Genomic DNA, 19897 nt, shown 5'->3' on the forward strand with positions numbered 1-19897 from the left:
GCATGTCCAGTCAGAGCTTCCCGATTTTCGATCTCGGCGCCTTCGAGGCGGCACATCTCGAGGACAAGAGACGTCTTGGGACCGAGGTGGACCGGATATGCCGCTCGACCGGTTTCCTGGCGATTGCCAATCATGGCGTCGCGGATGCGGTGATTGCGAATGTCTGGGACAAGACCCACAGTTTCTTCGATCTGCCTGCCGAGACGAAGCAGCGAGCCAAGACGCTCTATCCGGGCTATCCCTACGGTTATCTCGGCCCCGGCACGGAAGCCCTCGCGAAATCGCGCAATGTCGACACGCCGCCGGACTTGAAGGAAAGCTTCAATGGCGGTCCGCTCGCCGTGCCATCAGGCATGAGCGATCCGGAGGCGCTCGGCTTCTGCTATGCCGCGACGATCTGGCCCGAGGGACCGGAGGGTTTCACGGAGGCATGGAAGGCCTATTATAGCTCCATGGAGGATCTGGCGGCGCGGATCATGAGGGTGTTTGCGACGGCGCTCGGTCTCGACGAGCATTTCTTCGATACTTACGTGGACGCGCCGATCAGCGCGCTGAGGGCATTGAACTATCCCGAGCAGCATGTGCCGCCGCAGCCGGGCCAACTGCGTGCTGGCGCCCATACCGATTACGGCAGCCTGACGATCCTGCTGCCGCAGCCGGGCTCCAAGGGGCTGGAGATCATTGCACCTGACGGTCGCTGGACGCCGGTGCCGCCGGTGGAGGGCGCTTTCGTCATCAATATCGGCGACCTGATGGCGCTTTGGACCAATGATCGTTGGGTTTCGACCGTGCACCGCGTCGTCAATCCGCCGCCGGAAGAGGGCGGTATGCGGCGGCGGCAGTCGCTGGCATTCTTCCATCAGCCGAACTGGTTTGCCGAAATCGCCTGCCTGCCTTCGTGCCTGAAGCCGGGAGAGGCGCCGAAATATGCACCTGTTTTTTCCGGCCCCTATCTCATGGGTAAGTTCAAATCGACGGTCACCGCCAAGGCCGGCTAATGCGAGCAGGATAAGCCGGCTCTCAGTCTTCTTCAGAAATTGGAATGCTTCATGTCCCTGCGCCTTGCGACCTTCAATGTCGAAAACCTGCTGACCCGTTTTGATTACACCGGCTTTCGCAATCAGTTGCGCCAGGATCGCGTGTTGCAGCTCTTCGATGTCCGCAACGAGAATGTCTATCAGCAGCTGGAAGCTGCCCGCGTGGTCGCCGCGGCTGACGACACCCGGCAGATGACGGCGCTCGCGATTGCCGACGCGGATGCCGACATCATCTGCCTGCAGGAGGTCGACAACATGGCGGCGCTGCAGGCATTCGAATATGGCTATCTCTACCGCATGGTCGGCAATGGCTATCGGCAAAAATTCCTGATCGAAGGCAATGACAGCCGTGGCATCGATGTCGCCGTGATGATGCGCGAGGAAACGCGTGACGGCCAGCCGATCGTGCTTAATGACATCAAGAGTCACGCCATGGTGACTTATGGCGATTTCGGCCTTTTCAATGACGAGTTGGCGGAACTTGGCCTTCATTCGGAAGACAAGATCTTCAAGCGCGATTGCCTGGAACTCCATCTCCATATCGGCGGCGTACCTTTTTCGCTTTATGTAGTGCATCTGAAATCGATGGGGCCGGCGCGGGAGGGCGTCGATGGCCGCCGGGCGACCATACCGATACGCCGTGCCGAGACGATGGCCGTTCGCCGCATCATCGAAGACCGGTTCGGCGCCGGCCATACGGCGACCAAGAACTTCGCTATCTGCGGCGACATGAACGACTATCAGGAGTGGATCGACGTCATCGGCACGCGCCGCACCGGTTATAGTTTCGAGTACCGAACAGAAAAAGGAGAAAGTGCGCTCGACGTTTTCAGTCGCGACGGCTTTATCGAAAATGTCATGCATCGTCGGGAGGAGCTCGACCGCTGGACGCTTTATCATGCGCGGGGGCCGCAGGAGCAACGGCTCTGTCAGCTCGATTACATCTGGCTGTCTCCCGCTCTGGCGCGCGCCAATGCTACGCGCGTCCCCGACATTGTCCGCTCGGGCCAGCCTTTCCGGACCATATTTCCGCCGGGACAGGAGGTGGAGCGCTATCCGCGCGTCGGCTGGGACCGGCCGAAGGCATCCGACCATTGCCCCGTTGTCATCACATTGGATCTCGTATGACCGCCCCGAAATTGCAGAGCAACATGGCTGGCTGGCCGCCGGAAAGTACAGTGTTTCCAGTTTCCCGGATCGATCTCGCCGTGCTGCCTGGCGAGCATCCTTTCCATCTGAGCGAATTGGAGGCGGCAAGAGAGAACTGGATGAAGGAGATCGCCGCCAACCCTGCGCTCTTTGATGGCCGCATGATCTTCCAGCATCGGCTTTCGCTTGCCGATGGTGTGGTGAAGGGGGAAGCCTATGTGACGCCGTTTTCCACATTCCTCTGGTGGCGCAAGCAGAGGGAGCGGGGCGGCTTTCACGTCTTTGCATTTGCGGTGGCGGTGTCGTCCGACGGCGCGATCATCGCGATTCGCATGGCGCCGCATACGGCCAATCCGGGCCAGGTCTATTGCGCCGCCGGATCGATGGATGAAAACGATATCGTGGATGGGCATTGCGATGTCGAGGGTAACATGCGCCGCGAGGTTCTGGAAGAAACTGGCCTGGATCTGAATGAGGCAGCCGCCGAGCCTGGCTATTATGCTACACATGCGAACCGTTCCGTAACGCTTTTTCGCGTTTTCCGCTTCCCATGGACCGCGGAGGAGATGCTGCGGCGGATCGAAGCGCATATGTTGGTCGCCGAGGAGGATGAGATCGACGGCGCGATCGCAATCCGCTCGGCCGATCCCACGGCGCATCGTTACAATGTTGCGATGCTGCCTATTCTCGCCTGGTTCTTCGGCGAAGCGGAATAGCTTGGGCTTGCGCTGGAGTCGCTTGCCGGTATGAATGGTTAAGTCTGGAAACTTGGATGGAGGCCGGATTGGCGCGCAGCTACAGTGTCTATGATGTGTTCACCGACAGGAAGCTGGCGGGCAATCCCCTTGCGATCATCTTCGATGCCGAGGGCTTGAGCGACGAGACGATGCAGGCCATCGCCAGGGAGATGAACCTTTCCGAGACGGTGTTCGTGCTGCCGCCGCAGAATCCGGCGCATACGGCCAGTCTGCGAATATTCACGCCTGGTCGCGAACTTCCCTTTGCCGGGCATCCCACCGTGGGCACGGCCATCGCACTTGCGGAGAAGGCCCATGCCACGCATGGCGGCGACATCGATCTCGTTTCCGTGTTGGACGAACGGGTCGGGCCGGTACGCTGCGCGATCAGGCTGCGTCAGGACAAGGCGAGCTTTGCCGAGTTCGACCTGCCGAGGAAATCGCAGCAGATCCTGCTGCCGCTCGACAGGGCCGATATCGCCAATGCGCTCAGCCTGAAGATCACCGAGATCGGCTTCGAGAATCACGTGCCGTCCATCTGGAGCGCCGGCGTACCTTTCCTGCTGGTGCCGGTGCATGATGTCGGCGCGGCGGAGCGGTTGGAATTCGATCTGCAGCTTTGGGAGAAGACGGTTCCCTTCGTCGATGGCGCGCTGGCCTCGGCCTTCATCTATTGTCGCGGTGGCGTGAATCATGCCGCCAAGTTCCATGCGCGCATGTTTCCCGTGGGAATGGGTATCGTCGAGGATCCGGCGACGGGTTCGGCAGTGGCGGCGCTGTCGGGCGCGATCAATCAATTCGACGCGCTCCCGGACGGGCATCATCCCATCATCATTGAGCAGGGTATCGAGATGGGACGGCCCTCGCTGATTCATCTCCACCTCGATGTCGACGACGGCCTGATCGCCAACGCCCGCATCGGCGGCCAGGCCGTGCGCGTCGGGTCCGGAATTCTTGAGCTTTGATTTTGCTGGCTTTTCGGCGGTCTCTGAAATTATTTTGACAAATAATCAAAGAAAATTCGTCTGGCCGCTGGACAATCAAACCGATCCTATTTATATGCCCGGTCACGCCGCCAGCAAGCGGTACGGGTGATTAGCTCAGTTGGTAGAGCAGCTGACTCTTAATCAGCGGGTCGTAGGTTCGAGCCCTACATCACCCACCATTATCTCCTTGAAAGCGCTGATTTATTCGCGGACGGAAGCCGACATCGGTTTCCGATGCTTTGAATTCAGGTTCCCTTCTTTTTCATAGAAGCGGCGGCCGCGATCTCAACCTGACGTTCCTCCAGCGGCTTCGTCGTGTGCTTACTATCGACGATGAGGCGCTGCACGTGTCGATGGCTACGCCGGCCTCTTCTGCGGCTGCGATGAAGGCATCGCGTGCGTCAGCCGGCTGTCCTATGCCGTGTTCGACATCCATGCAGATCTTGAGGGCAGAAAGAAACTTGTGGCCGTCTGCAACAGGCCACATATCGAGAAGCATCTTCCAAGCCTCCCGGGTCGTGCCGACCTTCAGAGTTTGATTGGTACGTGTGCAAATTACACACACAGGGAAAAGCCACGGTCTATCACTCATCGTCATCGTCCGGAGTTATACGATGGGCATTTTAGAATCCCGGGACCACAGGCCCGCAATAAAGAATGACAAGTGTCGCGGCGATTTGTGGTGTGCAATTAACGATTTTCGTCCTTGCCGCGAGGATCGGGTGGGTGGAACGGTTCGATGTGCCTCTTCATGGCCCGATGAGCTGCAAGTCGATGACGCGTGAGAACGGCGAGGTTCCGCCGATATCGATCCTCATGCCGATGGTCGAGTTGAAGTCGAACCCGGCTATGCTCTCACAGGATATGATCGGAGTTGAGACTTTGACTGCGGCACCGCGCGGCGGTTATGGCGCAAAACAGTGCCTATCCTCAAACGAACTGAATGCCCATGCTGTTGATTTTTCGCCACCGCACCTGGCACGCCCACAGCCTGTTGTCCGAGAGCTGCAAATGGAAGGAGTTCGGTGCGGAAAGCGGGTTCTCGATTTGGATCATCGCACCGGTATCGGACAGGTTTCTGACGGTACAATCGAAGACCGAATGTCCATCATTGAATATGATCTTGGCACCAAAAAACGTCCGCTTTCGCGTCGATGCTCTGCCTTCAGGTGAATCAGGCGAGACTGTCGTCATAGCATTGGCTCCCGTGCACCATGCTTCACTAATTTGGCATATTCTAGTGTCGGAAGCGTTAACGAAATTCTTGGAAACAAACAGCTTACGCGAATCTCAATGGTCCATGGAAAGCTCAAGAGCAATACTGCGGGATTGAGCTCGCCTGCATTTCTGTGGTGTTGCGGCCGCCTTTCTGCAGGCGGAGGCGTCAGCGGAAATGTAGCAGGAATATGGTTGGCGCGCTCAGAGACATCGTAAGGAGGAAAAAGGAAATCGCGTATTTCAGCTTCCGCATCCTGCGTGTTTTTATGCCGTCCCAATCGTATCCCATAAGTATATCCCCCGCTGATTCAAAAAAATCCGATGCAGGTGGAGTATCGCAGGAGTCGTTTGCGTGAAGCTTGCCGAAAACATCATGTCGGCTGGCGCTAAAACCGATCTTTGATGGGGGAAATTCTATTTTTTACAGCGTAATAATTTCAAGCGTAAGTAGAGCGACGCGCTGCTATTCAAGGCTGCATTGGAGAGAAGTGTTGAAATGAAACCGGGCGCTTGGCCGGTTTCAATGGCGGGAAATCGGGGAGTAATTGCGTCTAACAGGAAGCCGGTGTCGGGCAGCACCCGAATTTGACAGCGGAACTGGAGTTCTTCCACTCGATGAGTTTCATCATTCGGTCATATCGAACACGATCACCCGGATGCGCTTGCCGCGGGGCAAATCTCGCCGCCTTAATGGCGTGCGCTCAATGCTTTTTATGTCCGCCTTCCATCAAGCTGAATACAAAGATGACGGCCAGGAGCAGCATCAACGTATAGTCGAAGGGGGTGAGCAGACGAAGTAGTTCCATGATATTTCTCCTCCCACAGAGAATACGAACCAGAACAACTATTAGTATGTTCTTTTATTTGGTGCATGCCAAGTTTTTTACATCTTGCAGTGCAAAAACAATGTTGTGCGAGGCACAAATAAGCGCTTGTTTGCAAAGGCTTATCTGCACCAATTCCACTGTCCGGGTTGCAAGGGGGAGCGTGCGCTCGTCTCGGGATCCTATTGTCAATAAAATTTATAGAGTATATTTTCACTCGTAACGGTAATTGCGATTGATCGGCAGGCGGCGAGTTCGCGCAGCCGATCGATCCGGAAGGAGATGGCTATGACCATTAGCTCTGATCATCAGGCGCGTGATCTGCCAGTCATCGCGATCATCGGCGGCGGGGTTTCCGGAACGGCAGTTGCCTTCCATCTGCTGCAACGCCGGTTGTTGCGGCCCGGCCAGCTTTTCATTTTCGAGCCCCGTGACCGTCTGGGGGCGGGGCTTGCCTATGATACGCGCGATCCCGCTCACCGCATCAATGTGCCGGCGGCCAAAATGAGCCTCCTGCCTGACGACCTCGAGCATTTTCAGCGCTGGCTGCAGGAGCAGGGCGCGCTGGCAGGTGATGAGGCGGCGGTCGCGGCGAATGGCAGCCTGTTTCCTCGTCGTGCCGTTTTCGGAAATTATATTTCCAGCATGATACGTCCCTTCGTAGAGGAGGGGCGTCTCACCCATATCGCTCAAGGGGTCGAACGGATCTCACGGTCGGGTCGCCGCTGGGTGATTACAGGCGAGGCAGGACGGCGCGTGGACGCGGATATTCTCGTCATCGCCACCAGTCATCCCTCGCCCCTGCCGCCGCAATTGCTGCAGGATGCGCTTGCCGATCATCCGCGCTTCGTTCCCGATCCTACGCGGCCGGATGCGCTCGCGGCTGTCCGGGCTGATGATCGCGTGCTGGTGGTTGGCAATGGCCTGACCTCGGCCGATGTCATCGCCTCTCTCCAGCTGCGCGGTCACAAGGGCCTCATTACCGCCATATCCCGTCGCGGATTGCGTTCACGCGGCCATGCGCGGGTGAAACAGGACCTGTTCGGCGATTTCGTCAGTCACCCGTCGCGGACGGCGCTGGATCTCCTACGGCATGTGCGCGCGGCCATCCGGGAAGCGGAAGGCGAGGGGCGCAGCTGGCATGCGGTCATCGATCAGGTGCGGGCGCAGGGGCGGCATTTGTGGCGGGCGCTATCCGTCGAGGAGCGAAGGCGTGTCGTCAGGCATTTGCGGCCCTTCTGGGACGTGCATCGTTTTCGCGTCGCGCCGCAGGTGGAGGCTGTCAGCAAACAGGCGATTGATGCCGGCCGGCTTGAAGTGCTCGCGGCTTCGGTTGCTTCCATCGAGGTCGCAGACGGCGGCATCGATTGCAGGCTCCGCCTCAGCCGCTCCGACCGAGGTGTCGAAAGGCAATTCGATGCCGTCGTTGTTACCACCGGTCCCGGCCATCGCGGGATCCTGCAGTCGCAAGGCTGGATCGAGGGTCTTGCGACGGCCGGATATCTAGCGATGGATCCTACGGGGCTCGGACTTGCTTGCGACATCCAATCGCGGGCGCTCGACGCTAACGGTGCGATCGTGCCGGCGTTGTTCATCTCGGGTCCATTGGCGCGGGGAACCTTCGGTGAGCTCATGGGTTTGCCTGAAGTGGTGGAGCATGCTGTCCTCGTTGCCGAGCAGGTGGCTTCGGCAATTGCCGAGCACGAACATGGGCATGGCGGAGCACATTTGGATAGTAGCGCCGCCTAAATCCAAGAAAAGCCGCAAAATCGTTGCTTCGGCGATACATTTGCCTAAATTTACTCATATAAACTATACAATTTGTGAGTTATTGTCTTGTTTGTCCGGGGTGGCGGGGTTACTTCCGCAATCTCTGATGACAAGATCAGCCGGCTGAGTCCCCATCGAACCGAGCCGGGTTCCCAACAATCGACTTTGCAGTAAAGCGAATAGCGATGCTTACGAAAAAAGGAAAATATGGATTGAAGGCGCTGGTGGATCTGGCTCGTCTTGGGCCGGGCGAAACAGCGTTCATCAACGATATCGCGTTACGCAACAACATTCCGAAGAAGTTTCTCGATACCATCCTGCTCGAATTGCGCAATGCCGGTGTGCTTCGCTCGAAGAAGGGCCCCGGCGGCGGTTATTCGCTGTCGCGCTCGGCTTCGGAAATCCGCATCGGTCATGTCATTCGCACATTGGACGGTCCGCTTGCCCCGATCCGCTGCGCCAGCCGCACGGCCTATGAGGCTTGTGACGACTGTTCGGATCCGGAGCGCTGTCAGGTGCGTCGCTCGATGACGGAGGTCCGCGACGCGATTGCTGAGATTCTCGATAACATGACGTTGGAACAGTTCGTCGCTGGCGGCTCGCAAATCGAGATCCCGGAACGGGAAGACTACCGCGCTTCGAATATCGGCTGAACCCTTCGGCCGTTTCCTTTTTATTGGACCCAGCGCAGCCGACGTTCAGGGCGATGAGCTCTTTGGCGGCTTTATGCCGTTCAGATGATAGTTGCCGACGGCATTGTATGTCCGTCGTGCCGGATCATGGAGCGTATGAATGCGGGCATTGCGCCAGTGGCGGTCAAGATTGAGGCCGATGCGTGCCGAGGACGCGCCCGCGAGATCAAACAGCGTGTTGGACGCCTCCATGGCGATCTCCGCAGTCACGGTCTGTGCCGCCGCCACGGAAAGCGCGGCATCGATCACATGATCCTCGGTGAGATTGATCTGGGCGGCATCGATCTTGCTGCCGGCGCGCTCCACCATCGCCGTTGCTGCTTCAATGAGAACGGCAATCTCTCCCACTCTGGTGATAATAAGCGGATCATCCGCAGCATGCTTCAGGCTATTGTCCGTCGAGGGATGGGCGCGCATGAGCTCGATGGTCGTCGCGAACGCCGATCGGGCTATGCCGAGATTGATGCCGGCATGGGTGAGCTGGCCGACGGAATCGATGACGGAAGGCTGCTCAAGCTTTTCATGATGCGAAAGTACCGCGTCAACGTTGAGATAGATGTTGTGCAGGATGGTTGTTCCGTTTCCGGAGGTGCGCTGGCCGAAACCATCCCAGTCGTCGATGATCTGGACGCCTTCGGTATTCCTCGGCACGACGGCCACGGCATCGGCGATGAACATGACGATCCAGTCGGAGAAGAGAACGCTGGCGGAATGGAAGCTCCGGCCGTTCAGGCGGTAGCCTAGCCCGTCATGTGTCAGTTGCAGATCACTTTGACCGGCTCCGCCTGTGCCGGCATCGGAAGAAACACTGCCGAAACGGTCACCGGCCATGACCCTGGCAAAAAGGGACGACTTCTGCTCCTCACTGCCGCCGGTACGCACCGCTTCCAGCACGTGGAAATGGGTTTGCAAAATCTGCGCGATGGAGGGATCGGCTCCTGCCAGGATGGCGATGATTTCGGCAAGGACGGAGTTGGAAATATCGATGCCACCATGTTCCGACGGCACGGAGATCCCGAACAGGCCTGACTGGGAGAGGGTCTCGATTTCGTCATAGGGCAGGACACGGTTGATATCGCGATCGCTGGCCTGCAGCGCGAAGCCGACGGCCAGCGACCGCGCGATTTCGAGCGCTTCCTCTTCACTTTGAATACGATGCGCGGGTGGCCTGACGCGTTCGTGCAACTGCGAAACAGTCCCCATCCATCACTCCATCAGCCAGCGCCAGATCGGTTCTTCAGGCAGGGCAAATCCGTAAGATCTTAATTTCTATGGATCTAGTATACAATGGATTTTCTTTGCTTATTCGGATGCTGCCTTTCGGCATAATAGGCGGCAAATGGAGAAATTGTAAGCACGCGGCCGGAAGGCGTGGCCGCCTGCATCCAGGAGATCCTCATGGGCGCCATCTTGATCCTTCCCGGCCTGAACGGTTCCGCCGAGGGCCATTGGCAACGTCATTGGACGCGTGATCATGCCTCCGCGACCATCGTGCGACAGGCTTCGTGGTCGAGGCCGGTATTGTCTCAGTGGCTGCAGGCACTCGAAAACGAGCTGGAGCGAGCGGGGCAGGCATGGCTCGTCACACACAGTCTCGGCTGCCTGCTTGCCGCCCATCTGGCCGATCGGCCGGCTGCCAGGCGAGTGAAGGGCGCCTTTCTGGTGGCGCCCTGTGATCTTGAGAGGACCGAGAGGCTTCATCCCGGCGCTATCGAATTCGGTGCGATGCCGACCAGGCCCTTGCCGTTCAGAAGTCTCGTTGTCGGCAGCCGTGACGATCGTTACATGGATTTCGCTACGCTCCGGCGGTATGCTGCCTGCTGGGGAAGCGAGATTCACGATCTCGGAGACGCCGGTCATATCAATATCGAAAGCGGCTTCGGCCGTTGGCGGGAAGGCTATAAGCTATTCTCTTCCTTTGCCGAAACCGTAGAAGGTAGATCGCAAAAAGGCCTGCGACCGCAGGCCGCCTCCTGCGTCATGGTATCATCGCTCTGATCCGTTCCCGGGGTCGGTAGGCAAGAAAGCGCTTGCTAACGGCGCATTTTCACGCTTTCATATACGACTAAATGAGTAGACAATGGGAACAATTCCGTTGCCTGACTATTTTGACGGGCAGCCGTGTGCGTAGCCAGTTGCAGGTGTCCGGTTCTTGAATCCGGGTTTGAGCCTGCGTGTCGCATCTTGCTTCGTGAGGGGAAGGTATTCCCGGCTGAAGGCGATGCGCTGAATTTTGAGAACCGATGCGGCTTTCATGCGTTTTATGAGCCGCAGCGCTCTGGCCGCCAAACATCATAATCAGAGTTTGTGTTTCGCAGGCCGTAAAGTGAGCAAGCCCGAGAAAGGCATGATCGACCACTTCTCGCCCCAGGAGTTGATATGACGGTTCAGGGATTTTTTTCCGCCAAGGCAAATGCGGCGGCCCAGGCTTACGCGATGCCCCGTATCGCCGTTATCGGCCGCGGCTTCTCGGGCATGATGATCGCGATCGCCCTGATGAAGACGGTGCGCAACCCGTTCCACCTGCAGCTTTTCGATCCGAATTCCAGCGTCAGCGGGGGGCAGGCCCTGGCGTCCGGCCACAGCAGCGAAATCCTCAACAGCCGCGTTCGCGACCTTTCCGTTTCAGCCGGAGATCCTGACGACTTCAATGAATGGCTGTGCGGCAATGCTCCCTTCCGCAGCGCCGTCCCGGCGGCCATACCGGGCTTTCAGCAGATCTTCGTTCCGAAGAGCATTTTCAGCGATTATGTCTATCAGCGCTTTTCCGAAGCCTTTGCATCGCGGCGGGACGTGACGGTTCAGGTCAGCGGCGAGATGGTCACAGGCCTTCGCCGCCTGCGCGGCAGCTGCTTTCTGGTGGAAAGCGAGGGTGCCGCCAACGCACCGTTCGATATGGTCGTACTGGCGACCGGCTATGGCATTGCCGACCAGGAATCGCAAAGCGGTGAATCGGTGAATATCCCAACGGCAGTCCGTGCTCGCCGCCTGGTGTCTCGGCCGCATACGGTGCTGCTCGGCAGCGGCTTGCGCGTCGTCGACAGGTTGCTGCAGATGCGCGACGGCGGCTATGCGGGTCAGATCACCATTGTTTCCAGACGTGGATTCCTGCCGCAGAGCCATACGCGCAACAATGCCGAGCCCGTCTTTCCCGCCGACAGGATGCCCAATCAGCTGAGCGAAATCATCCGCTTCATCCGCAGGGCCTGCGAAGATGCAGAAGCGAACGGCCAGAGTTGGCAATCCGTCATGAACGGCCTGCGCAAGCACGCGCGCTCGCTCTGGCGAGCGTTGCCTGCCGGTCAGAAGCAGCGGTTCAACCGCCATCTGCGGGCACTCTATGACAGCCACCGCAACCGACTGCCCGAGGCGTTGCATGTTCGCCTGAAACAGGAACTGGCTGAGGGCAATACGTTGCTGCGGCGAGGTCACTTTATCCGGCGGACGCCGACCGGATTGACACTTAGGCCCGCCGGACAGCAGGAAATCGAACAGCTCTATGCGGATGAGGTGATCGACTGTCGGTGCCAGGCGCCCGATCTCGATGCGCCGCTGCTGCGCAAACTGATCGATGCCGGCCTTGCCGTGCCGGACGAACTTGGCCTCGGCCTTGCCGTTGAAGCAACGGGCGCGCTTGCTGTCGATGGACGAACGACCGACGGAATTTTTGCGATAGGTCCGCTAGGGCTCGGCAGTCTTCCTGACATCGACCTCGTGCCTGAAATCGTCACACAGGCTTATGCGGCCGCGGAGACTATGGCGGAGCGCTTCCATCCGCAGTGCAAGGCGGTCTAGCCGACTTTTCAGATTTTTCACGAACAGATCGGCCGCTTCGTCCTTCCGGAATAGACGTCGCTGTCGCAGGACACGCCGATCGGCACGGTTGCGGCTGTAGTCGGGACGCAGCCTTCATCCTTATTCCTGCGAAATGGTACGAGCAGGGCCGTCCCCATTGCCGGCTGCATTCTTCAGCCTATCTCCGGGCCTGTCTTTGGGTGTAGCCTTCGGAAAGTCAGAACGGCGATCTTCGGCCTTGGGTATGTCCGGCCCGATAAGGTGTGGAACGCCTTTGTGTCGCCTTTCTTTGTCTTACAAGGCGTACGCGTAGAGACTATGAAATCTGCAATCACAGTAGAGGACGAATCTGTCCTTCATGTCCATGGCGATTCTGGTTCAGTTTCCCATGACTTTATTTGCGACGAGGAGCTTTGCTTGCGCCCGCTGAAATTCCGTCTGCGTCTTCTGCCGCTTTTGCTGCTGGGATTGGGCCTTGCCACGGCCGCCGTGCCACTCGTGGGCAGGGATGCCTTTGCGCAGGATCAGCAGCCGTCGCAACCGCCCCAGCAAGCCGAGCAGCCGCCCCAGCTTGCCAACGGCTTACTGGATGCCGCCGTTGCCGATCTTAACAAGGCGAAGAAGGAATACGGCTCCATCCAAGACAGTGCCAAGCAGGCCGGAGCGGACGACGAAGCACTGGTGGCGCTTTCCGGCCAGGTAGACGTTCTCAACCGCTCTGTTGCGGCAATTTCGACAAGGTTGAAACCCCGTTCCGCCGAGATCGATGCGCGCCTGACCCAGCTCGGCGCCGCGCCTAAGGAGGGGCAGCCGCCCGAGGCTGTCATCGTCACGCAGGAGCGAGACCGCCTCAATGCCGAGCGCAAGCAGATCAGCGCCGTAAGTCTCGACGCCGACAATCTGACCGCGGAGACCAATCGACTTTCGATGCAGCTCATGGAGACGCGGCGCAGGCTGTTTACCGAGACATTGCTAAAGCGCACGGAGGTTTCCGCAGGGACATTCCAGGATGCAGCGTCGGCGCTCGTCGACGAGGGCGTCGAATTCCGTGACGCGGTGACGAGCTGGATCGGCTTCGTCCTGAAGGCCAAGTTTGCCTCATTCCTGGCCGCCGTCTGCCTGTCGATCGGCGCGGCCTTGATTTTCCTCTTCGGCGGCTACCGGCTGTTCCGCCGCTATTATGTGCAGGACGAGGCTATCGAGAACCCGCCCTATATCAGCCGCCTTTCGGTTGCCTTCTGGTCGACTTTGATCCGAACGCTGTCATTGGTTGCGTTTCTGGTCACGTCCTTCTTCTTTCTCTCGAACTTCAATGTGCTGCGGCCGGATATCGCTCCGATACTGGGTGCATTCTTCGGCTTTATCGGCCTCGTCTATTTCGTCGGGCGGCTGACCAATGCCGTTTTTGCGCCGTTCAGGCCGCATTGGCGTCTCGTCAAATTGTCGAACAAGGGCGCGCGCTCGTTGAGCTGGTGCCTGCAGGCCATGGCCGTGGTCAACGGTCTGGATTATGTCTTCGACCGCATCAGCGAGTCCATGGGATCGCCCGTCGTCGTAACCGTGGTGAAAAGTTTCTTTGCCGCGCTGCTGATCGGCCTCATCCTGATTGCAGCGTCCTTCGGCTCGCCGATGCTGGCCAAGAACGGCGATCCCGATGCGCCGGGCCGACGCTGGCCGCACGGCATGGCGATCATCCTTCGCGTTCTCGGCGCATTGGTGATCTTCATATCGTTCATCGGCTATGTCGGCCTCGCTCGCTTCATGGCAACGCAGATGATCGTGACAAGCGCCGTCATCGCGACCATGTATCTCGGCTTCCAGCTCGGCAAGGCGGTATCAAAGCAGGGTGTCTTTGCCGAGACGATCATCGGGCGCCTTCTGGAAAACCGTCTCAAGCTTGGCGATGTCGCGCTCGATCAGGGCGGCCTCATCGCCGGGCTTGCGACCTATGCCGTGGCACTCTTGACCGGCATCCCTTTGATCCTGCTCTCCTGGGGTTTCCATATCCAGGATCTTGAACTGATTGCCTACCGGCTGTTCACCGAGATCCGCATCGGCAACATATCGATATCGCTGCTTGGCATTTGCGCTGGCATCCTCTTGTTTGCCGGCGGCTATCTGATTACGCGCTGGTTCCAGCGGTGGCTCGACAGCAATGTCATGGCGCGCGGTCAGGTGGATCTGGGTGTCCGCAACTCCGTGAGGACCGGTATTGGCTATCTTGGCGTCGCCGTGGCTGCGATCATCGCCATTTCTGCCGCGGGCATCGACCTGTCCAGCCTGGCGCTCGTTGCCAGCGCGCTCTCGGTCGGCATCGGTTTCGGCCTGCAGAACATCGTGTCGAATTTCGTCTCCGGCCTGATCCTCCTGGTCGAGCGGCCCTTCAAGGTCGGCGACTGGATCGTGTCGGGCACATCCGAAGGCATCGTCAAGCGCATCTCGGTGCGTGCGACCGAGATCGAAACCTTCCGCAAACAGTCGATCATCGTGCCGAATTCGGAGCTCATCAATGCCTCGGTCGGCAACTGGACGCACCGCAACCGGTTGGCGCGCTCGGAAATTCCAGTATCCGTCAGCTTCGAGTCCGATCCGCAGAAGGTGATGGAAATCCTGCTGGATTTGGTGCGCGGCGTCCCGAAGGTGTTGAGAAATCCGGAGCCGCATGTGGAGTTCCTGCGCTTCGGCCCGTCCTCGCTTGATTTCGAGATGCGGTTCTATCTTTCGGATCTTTCCGACGGCATGGATATCCGCAACAGTCTACGCATCCAGATCCTGAAGCGTTTTCGCGAGGAGGGAATCTCCATTCCCTATCCGCATCAGGAATTGCACATCGTTCGCGATGGCAAGCGAAGCCGGCAGATGGATGCCGCCGGCAGTAAATTGACGGATTCCGCGGACGGGCCTGAAGAGGAACGCGAGGATATTGCAGAGCCTGTCGTTTCTCAGCGCGAGGAGCAGGTTCAGGAGGCAAAGAGCGCCGCCCGCCGTCGCGGCCGGACGGCGGCCGAGTAGGGGGACGGGCCGGGGGACGGGCCGGGGGTCGGCGGGTTCGCCTTGCCGGAGGCCATGCGAAGCGGCCCAGTTCGCTTGCGCCTCGTTCAGCGCAGTAGGGACCTGCCCCGGTCGAAGGCTTCAAAGCGTATTATTCTGCAATTCCAGTTTTTGAAAACTGGGGTATCGCCTATCCGACCGGCGAAATGCTCGTCGATATCTGGCCGTTTCCTTCATTTCTGGGAAACCAGTCGACTTAACAAATATTCAAAAGCTTTGTTCTAGAAACAATAACAGAGGGGCCAATTTCAAAAGCAGGTTTTTATTATGCCATTTCTGGGTGTTTCGGGGATGCAATATTCCGGCGCGTCGCTTGCTGGATCGCGTATTCTTCTTGTTGAGGATTCCAATCTCTTTACTTCGATGATCCGGGCCAGGCTGAGAGAGCTTCTGGACATCGATGTCGAAATCTGCCGCAATTTCGAGGAGTTGCAGCTTGCTTATGACAAGTCGTCGGAGCCGATCCAGCTGGCGATTTCAAACATGAACCTGCCGGGAGCCGAGAAGGGCGAAGCGCTGGCTTATCTGCTTGATCTCTCCATTCCGACGATCGCTTTCACGGGCACCTTTCTGGAAGGCACGCGTGATGAGTTGATCGCCAAGAATGTCGTCGACTACATCCTCAAGGATAATATTTTTGCCGTCGATTTGCTGGCGGAATCGATCTGCCGCTTTCTCACCAACCAGCGCCATCATGTTCTGATCGTCGATGACAGTCCAACGGCGCGGGCCCTGTTGTCCAGCCGGCTGAAACGCTACAATTTTCGCGTCAGTATCGCGGAAGGCGGCGTCAAGGCGTTGGAGATCCTGAAGGCCAATCGCGACATCGGCCTGATGGTCACGGATTACAACATGCCCGACATGGATGGCTTCGAGCTGACGCGGCGTATTCGCGCAGCGACCGGTTCGCACCAGTTGCGCATTATCGGCGTCTCATCATCAACCAATCGGCTTCTTTCGGCACGCTTCCTCAAGGCTGGCGGCAATGATTTCATTCTGCGGCCATTCATCGACGAGGAGTTTTACTGCCGCGTAAACCAGAATCTCGACACGTTACTTCAGATTCAATCAGCGCGGCGTGTCAGCGAAGTAGCATGAAATACCACAAGGCCGGCGTAGCGGCGTCGACCTAATGTGAGGAAAATTCATTTTTATGCAAATGTCTGCAATCTGCGGTTCCAATTTTTCACGAATCCTGTTCAGGATAGGTGTATCGGCGGTTTTAGCAGATGCGAGACTGACTGAGTATTTCGTGTGCCGGATGGCACGGGAGGAATTGAAGGGAAATGGTACTGCATGTGGGAGCCCTCAGCGATGGCAGCAGCTATCGCACTGGCAGCCAGAAGATACTTCTGGTCGAGGATTCGCGCATGTTTTCCGCCGTATTGTCGCATCGATTTGAAACCGAACTCGGTCTTGCCGTCACGCATTGCGCCTCGTTGAAAATGTTGAACGAAGCGCTGGCGGACGGTGGCCGCGGCTTTACCATGGCGGTGATCGATCTAAACCTGCCCGACGCTGCCTATGGCGAGGCGCTGGACGTCGCCGTCAAGCATCAGATACCAAGCATCGTCTTTACGGCGTCTTTCGATACGGCGACGCGCAATCGCATCATGGAGCGCAGTGTCGTTGACTATGTCCTGAAGGACAGCGAGTTCGCTCTCGACAATCTCGTCGCGGCCGTTCGGCGCGCCATCACCAATCGGACGACACGCGTACTGGTTGTCGATGATTTGCCATCGGCCAGGCAGATGCTCATAGACCTCCTGCAGGCACAACAATTCAGGGTTACCGAGGCCAGCACAGGCGTCGAGGCTCTGGCGGCGTTCGAAGAGTTTGATGATATCGAAATTGTCATCACCGATTACAACATGCCCGACATGAACGGCCATGAACTGACGCGCCGCATCCGCCATCGCTATGGATCGGATAGGATGCGGATCATCGGCATCTCTTCTTCAAACGACCGGTTGTTGTCGGCAAGCTTCCTCAAGGCCGGCGCCAGCGACTTCATCTACCGCCCTTTCGTTCCGGAAGAGCTGCAATGTCGCATTGCTTTGAATGTCGAGACGCTGACGCAGCTCAAGCAATTGCGGGCGGCGGCGGCGAGCGACTATCTGACGGGTCTTTACAACAGGCGGTATTTTTACGATCACGCCCCGCGGCTGGTGAATGAATGCCTGCGCCGACAGTGCCCCAGTTCCGTTGCCATTCTCGATATCGACCATTTCAAGAAGCTAAACGACACTTACGGTCACGAAATCGGCGATCTCGTGCTTAAGGCTGTCGCTCGTCGGCTCCATGCGCTGTTCGAAGGCACCACGAGCCTTTTGTCCCGCCTTGGCGGCGAAGAATTCGCCATTCTGTTCAATGAAATGGATTCGCGCGCGGCAACCATGCTTTGCGACGAGGTGCGTATCGATCTCGCCGGTTTGAAGGTCAGCGCGGATGATGAGGAATTATCCGTTACCGTATCGATCGGCGTCGCCGAGATCGCCGGCTACGAATCCTTCGACAACTATCTCAACGCGGCCGACCAGTTTCTCTACATGGCCAAGCATAACGGCCGCAATCAGGTCTATTCCGACTTCAGGATGACCGAAGAAGCGGCCGAATAGGCCGCTTGCATCGATAATCGCTGCTGATTGATGCTGTTTTCAGACGACGATGCCGGTGCGGTTCGTCGACATGGTCAGCTTGCGCTCGGCGCGCTCCTGCTGCGGCGAGCGGTTGTAGAGTTCGCGATAACACTTGGAAAAATGCGAGGCGGACACGAAGCCGCAGGCGACGGCCACTTCGACAACCGGCATGGAGGATTGCACGAGCAGGTGCCGGGCGCGATCCAGCCGGATTTCGAGATAGTAGCGGGCCGGCGAGCGACCCATCTCCTGCCGGAACAGGCGTTCGATCTGGCGTCGCGACAGGCCGGCATCATCGGCAATTTCCAGCAGCGACAACGGCTCGGCGAGGTTGCTTTCCATCAGCTCGATGATCGACAGTACCTTGGCATTCTGCACGCCCAAGCGCGCACGCAACGGCAGGCGCTGGCGGTCATGCGGGCTGCGGACGCGATCGGTCAATTGCTGCTCGCAGACGCGATTGACAAGGTTCTCGCCGAAGTCCTGGCCGATCAGGTTCAGCATCATGTCGAGCGAAGCTGTGCCGCCGGCACAGGTATAGATGTTGCTGTCGACCTCGTAGAGATCGGCATAGACTTCGGCCTGTGGGAAGGTCTCAGAGAAGCCGGGGAGGTTTTCCCAGTGGATGGCGCAGCGCTTGCCATTCAGCAGGCCCGCCTGGGCAAGCACATGTGCACCCGTACAGAGACTGCCGACAGCCACGCCGCGATTATAGGTCTCGCGCAGCCAGGCGTTGACCGACTTGTTGTTGAATTCCTCGACATAAATGCCGGAACAGACCAGCACCATATTCGGGCGGTTTTCGCCGCCGAGATAGCGGCGTTCGTCGGCGAGCGCTGAGTTGACCTCTAGGCCGATGCCGCTGGAGGAATAGACCTTCTGGCCGTCGGTGGAGGCGAGACGCCATGTGTAGGCGGGGTAGCCCAGCATGCGGTTGGCGATGCGCAATGTCTCTACCGCGGCGGAAAACGGCAGCATGGTGAAATGCGGAACGAGGAAGAAAACCAGGGAACGCGTCTTAATCGGAGTCTTGCTCATATCGTGAAAATCCATGCTCCAGGACCATTGCGTATTCCTTGCGTCAAATACGTCGGCTCGATGGTCTATTAGCGACATTGGCATGGATAATCGCGGCCGCAAAGGAATATTTGCGTTTGCTACAAAAAATGCCGCGGTGAAGAAAGCAGATGAAGGAGTGCAAGCAATCTACTGAAACAACCAAATATATATGGGACTGATTATCAAGATTAAGTTGGAATGCGCGTCCAGATGCACAAATGTTCGAAAGGCGACACTCGTTGGGGTTGAGTGTCGCCTTCAGATTTTACGATCATTCGCAATCATCGCATAGCCTTGGGAGTGTTGGTTTCGTTCGCGGCGGGCCAGCCCATGTCCTTGCGTACATCATCGGACAGTGACTCAAGCTCGCGTAGCGAACGCCATTGCTGCCAGCGATCCGCGATCTTGGAGAAAAAAGGCATGTGGCTGCCACCCGATGGAAACGGGCTCTGCACCCTGTCTGTATGTCTATAGGTGATCGTTGTCATTTCCAGGTTCCTTTCGGCTTTAGATGCTCAAAAGATCGCAATCCCCAAGCAACAATATGGATCCGACCTATTCATCAATCAAACGAATAGATCTTATATCTGTCATTAGTATTCTTGAACGATTGGGTCTTGCCGGGCTTTCGTTCGAGGGCGGACAGCTATGGCAGGAAAATTTCTCCCATTTCGTTCGGAAGAAATCCGCCCTTCGGAATCAGAATTTTTTCCCTTGTCGCGAGTTTTCAAAGCTTTACGCATAGCCACATCCCTCGCATAAGAGGGGCGGGGAATAGATCGACATCGAAACGGCCGTTAAATGGTCAGCCACGATCAGTCGCAGTAAGCGACCACGACATGCGCATGTTCCCTTCAAAGCTAGAAAGACCGAATGCGGTTTGGCTACATCAGGCTGAAGTTCGAAACGATAACCCGGATCTGCGCACTGGTTTCGTGCA

16 protein-coding genes and 1 tRNA gene are annotated in these 19897 nt (G+C 57.8%); 12 read left to right on the top strand and 5 right to left on the bottom strand.

Annotation, left to right across the window (positions count from 1 at the left end; all coding sequences use genetic code 11):
* The first annotated feature begins 2 nt into the window (after window positions 1–2).
* The 5 genes from FHT29_RS24015 (at window position 3) to FHT29_RS24035 (ending at window position 4088) form a co-directional block, all read left to right on the top strand.
* The gene (locus FHT29_RS24015) at window positions 3–998 is read left to right on the top strand and encodes a 2OG-Fe(II) oxygenase family protein (RefSeq protein WP_047557968.1); all 996 of its coding nucleotides are present in this window, start codon (window positions 3–5) and stop codon (window positions 996–998) included.
* 51 nt (window positions 999–1049) lie between these two features.
* Window positions 1050–2165, top strand: a complete 1116-nt coding sequence (locus FHT29_RS24020) for an endonuclease/exonuclease/phosphatase family protein (RefSeq protein WP_037202624.1) — start codon at window positions 1050–1052, stop codon at window positions 2163–2165.
* A complete protein-coding gene (locus FHT29_RS24025; protein WP_037202622.1) occupies window positions 2162–2902 on the top strand; it encodes a DNA mismatch repair protein MutT in 741 nt (246 codons plus the stop codon). Before FHT29_RS24020 ends, FHT29_RS24025 begins: the two co-directional genes overlap by 4 nt.
* Before the next feature lie 68 nt (window positions 2903–2970).
* Complete coding sequence (locus FHT29_RS24030) at window positions 2971–3888, top strand: PhzF family phenazine biosynthesis protein (RefSeq protein WP_168600245.1); 918 nt, start codon at window positions 2971–2973, stop codon at window positions 3886–3888.
* 124 nt (window positions 3889–4012) lie between these two features.
* Window positions 4013–4088, top strand: a tRNA-Lys gene (locus FHT29_RS24035).
* 83 nt (window positions 4089–4171) lie between these two features.
* On the opposite strand, the gene FHT29_RS24040 is transcribed toward FHT29_RS24035, so the two are convergent.
* The gene (locus FHT29_RS24040; RefSeq protein WP_348644880.1) at window positions 4172–4507 is read right to left on the bottom strand and encodes a DUF982 domain-containing protein; all 336 of its coding nucleotides are present in this window, start codon (window positions 4505–4507) and stop codon (window positions 4172–4174) included.
* A gap of 332 nt (window positions 4508–4839) precedes the next feature.
* Entirely contained in the window at window positions 4840–5103 is a 264-nt protein-coding gene (locus FHT29_RS24045) for a PilZ domain-containing protein (RefSeq protein WP_037202620.1), read from the bottom strand.
* A 1136-nt stretch (window positions 5104–6239) separates the two neighbouring features.
* Between FHT29_RS24045 and FHT29_RS24050 the strand changes: the two genes are divergently transcribed.
* Entirely contained in the window at window positions 6240–7700 is a 1461-nt protein-coding gene (locus tag FHT29_RS24050; RefSeq protein WP_047557965.1) for an FAD/NAD(P)-binding protein, read from the top strand.
* Between the two features lie 206 nt (window positions 7701–7906).
* Window positions 7907–8374 (top strand): Rrf2 family transcriptional regulator, encoded by a 468-nt coding sequence (locus FHT29_RS24055; protein WP_047557963.1) that lies wholly within the window; start codon window positions 7907–7909, stop codon window positions 8372–8374.
* A 45-nt stretch (window positions 8375–8419) separates the two neighbouring features.
* Here the strand turns inward: FHT29_RS24055 and FHT29_RS24060 are convergent, their stop codons facing one another.
* Window positions 8420–9616 carry an SfnB family sulfur acquisition oxidoreductase gene (locus FHT29_RS24060; RefSeq protein ID WP_047557961.1) on the bottom strand — a complete coding sequence of 399 codons (1197 nt, stop codon included), beginning with the start codon at window positions 9614–9616 and terminating at the stop codon, window positions 8420–8422.
* 195 nt (window positions 9617–9811) lie between these two features.
* Between FHT29_RS24060 and FHT29_RS24065 the strand changes: the two genes are divergently transcribed.
* From FHT29_RS24065 to FHT29_RS24085, 5 genes are all read left to right on the top strand, one after another.
* Window positions 9812–10411 (top strand): alpha/beta hydrolase, encoded by a 600-nt coding sequence (locus FHT29_RS24065; RefSeq protein WP_047558122.1) that lies wholly within the window; start codon window positions 9812–9814, stop codon window positions 10409–10411.
* Between the two features lie 381 nt (window positions 10412–10792).
* On the top strand, window positions 10793–12208 hold the full coding sequence (locus tag FHT29_RS24070; protein WP_037202612.1) for an FAD/NAD(P)-binding protein: 1416 nt from the start codon (window positions 10793–10795) through the stop codon (window positions 12206–12208).
* 417 nt (window positions 12209–12625) lie between these two features.
* Window positions 12626–15220, top strand: a complete 2595-nt coding sequence (locus FHT29_RS24075; RefSeq protein ID WP_092573926.1) for a mechanosensitive ion channel family protein — start codon at window positions 12626–12628, stop codon at window positions 15218–15220.
* Window positions 15221–15526: 306 nt separating this feature from the next.
* Window positions 15527–16357, top strand: a complete 831-nt coding sequence (locus FHT29_RS24080) for a response regulator (protein ID WP_168600213.1) — start codon at window positions 15527–15529, stop codon at window positions 16355–16357.
* Window positions 16358–16545: 188 nt separating this feature from the next.
* A complete protein-coding gene (locus FHT29_RS24085) occupies window positions 16546–17877 on the top strand; it encodes a diguanylate cyclase (RefSeq protein ID WP_037202608.1) in 1332 nt (443 codons plus the stop codon).
* A gap of 39 nt (window positions 17878–17916) precedes the next feature.
* Here FHT29_RS24085 and FHT29_RS24090 read toward each other — a convergent pair whose 3' ends face one another.
* Together FHT29_RS24090 and FHT29_RS24095 are read right to left on the bottom strand one after the other, a co-directional pair.
* Entirely contained in the window at window positions 17917–18936 is a 1020-nt protein-coding gene (locus FHT29_RS24090) for a GlxA family transcriptional regulator (RefSeq protein WP_348644881.1), read from the bottom strand.
* A 302-nt stretch (window positions 18937–19238) separates the two neighbouring features.
* On the bottom strand, window positions 19239–19445 hold the full coding sequence (locus tag FHT29_RS24095) for a hypothetical protein (RefSeq protein ID WP_037202606.1): 207 nt from the start codon (window positions 19443–19445) through the stop codon (window positions 19239–19241).
* Between the last annotated feature and the right edge of the window lie 452 nt (window positions 19446–19897).

Source organism: Rhizobium sp. SG741 (assembly GCF_012275435.1).
Taxonomy (GTDB): domain Bacteria; phylum Pseudomonadota; class Alphaproteobacteria; order Rhizobiales; family Rhizobiaceae; genus Rhizobium; species Rhizobium lusitanum.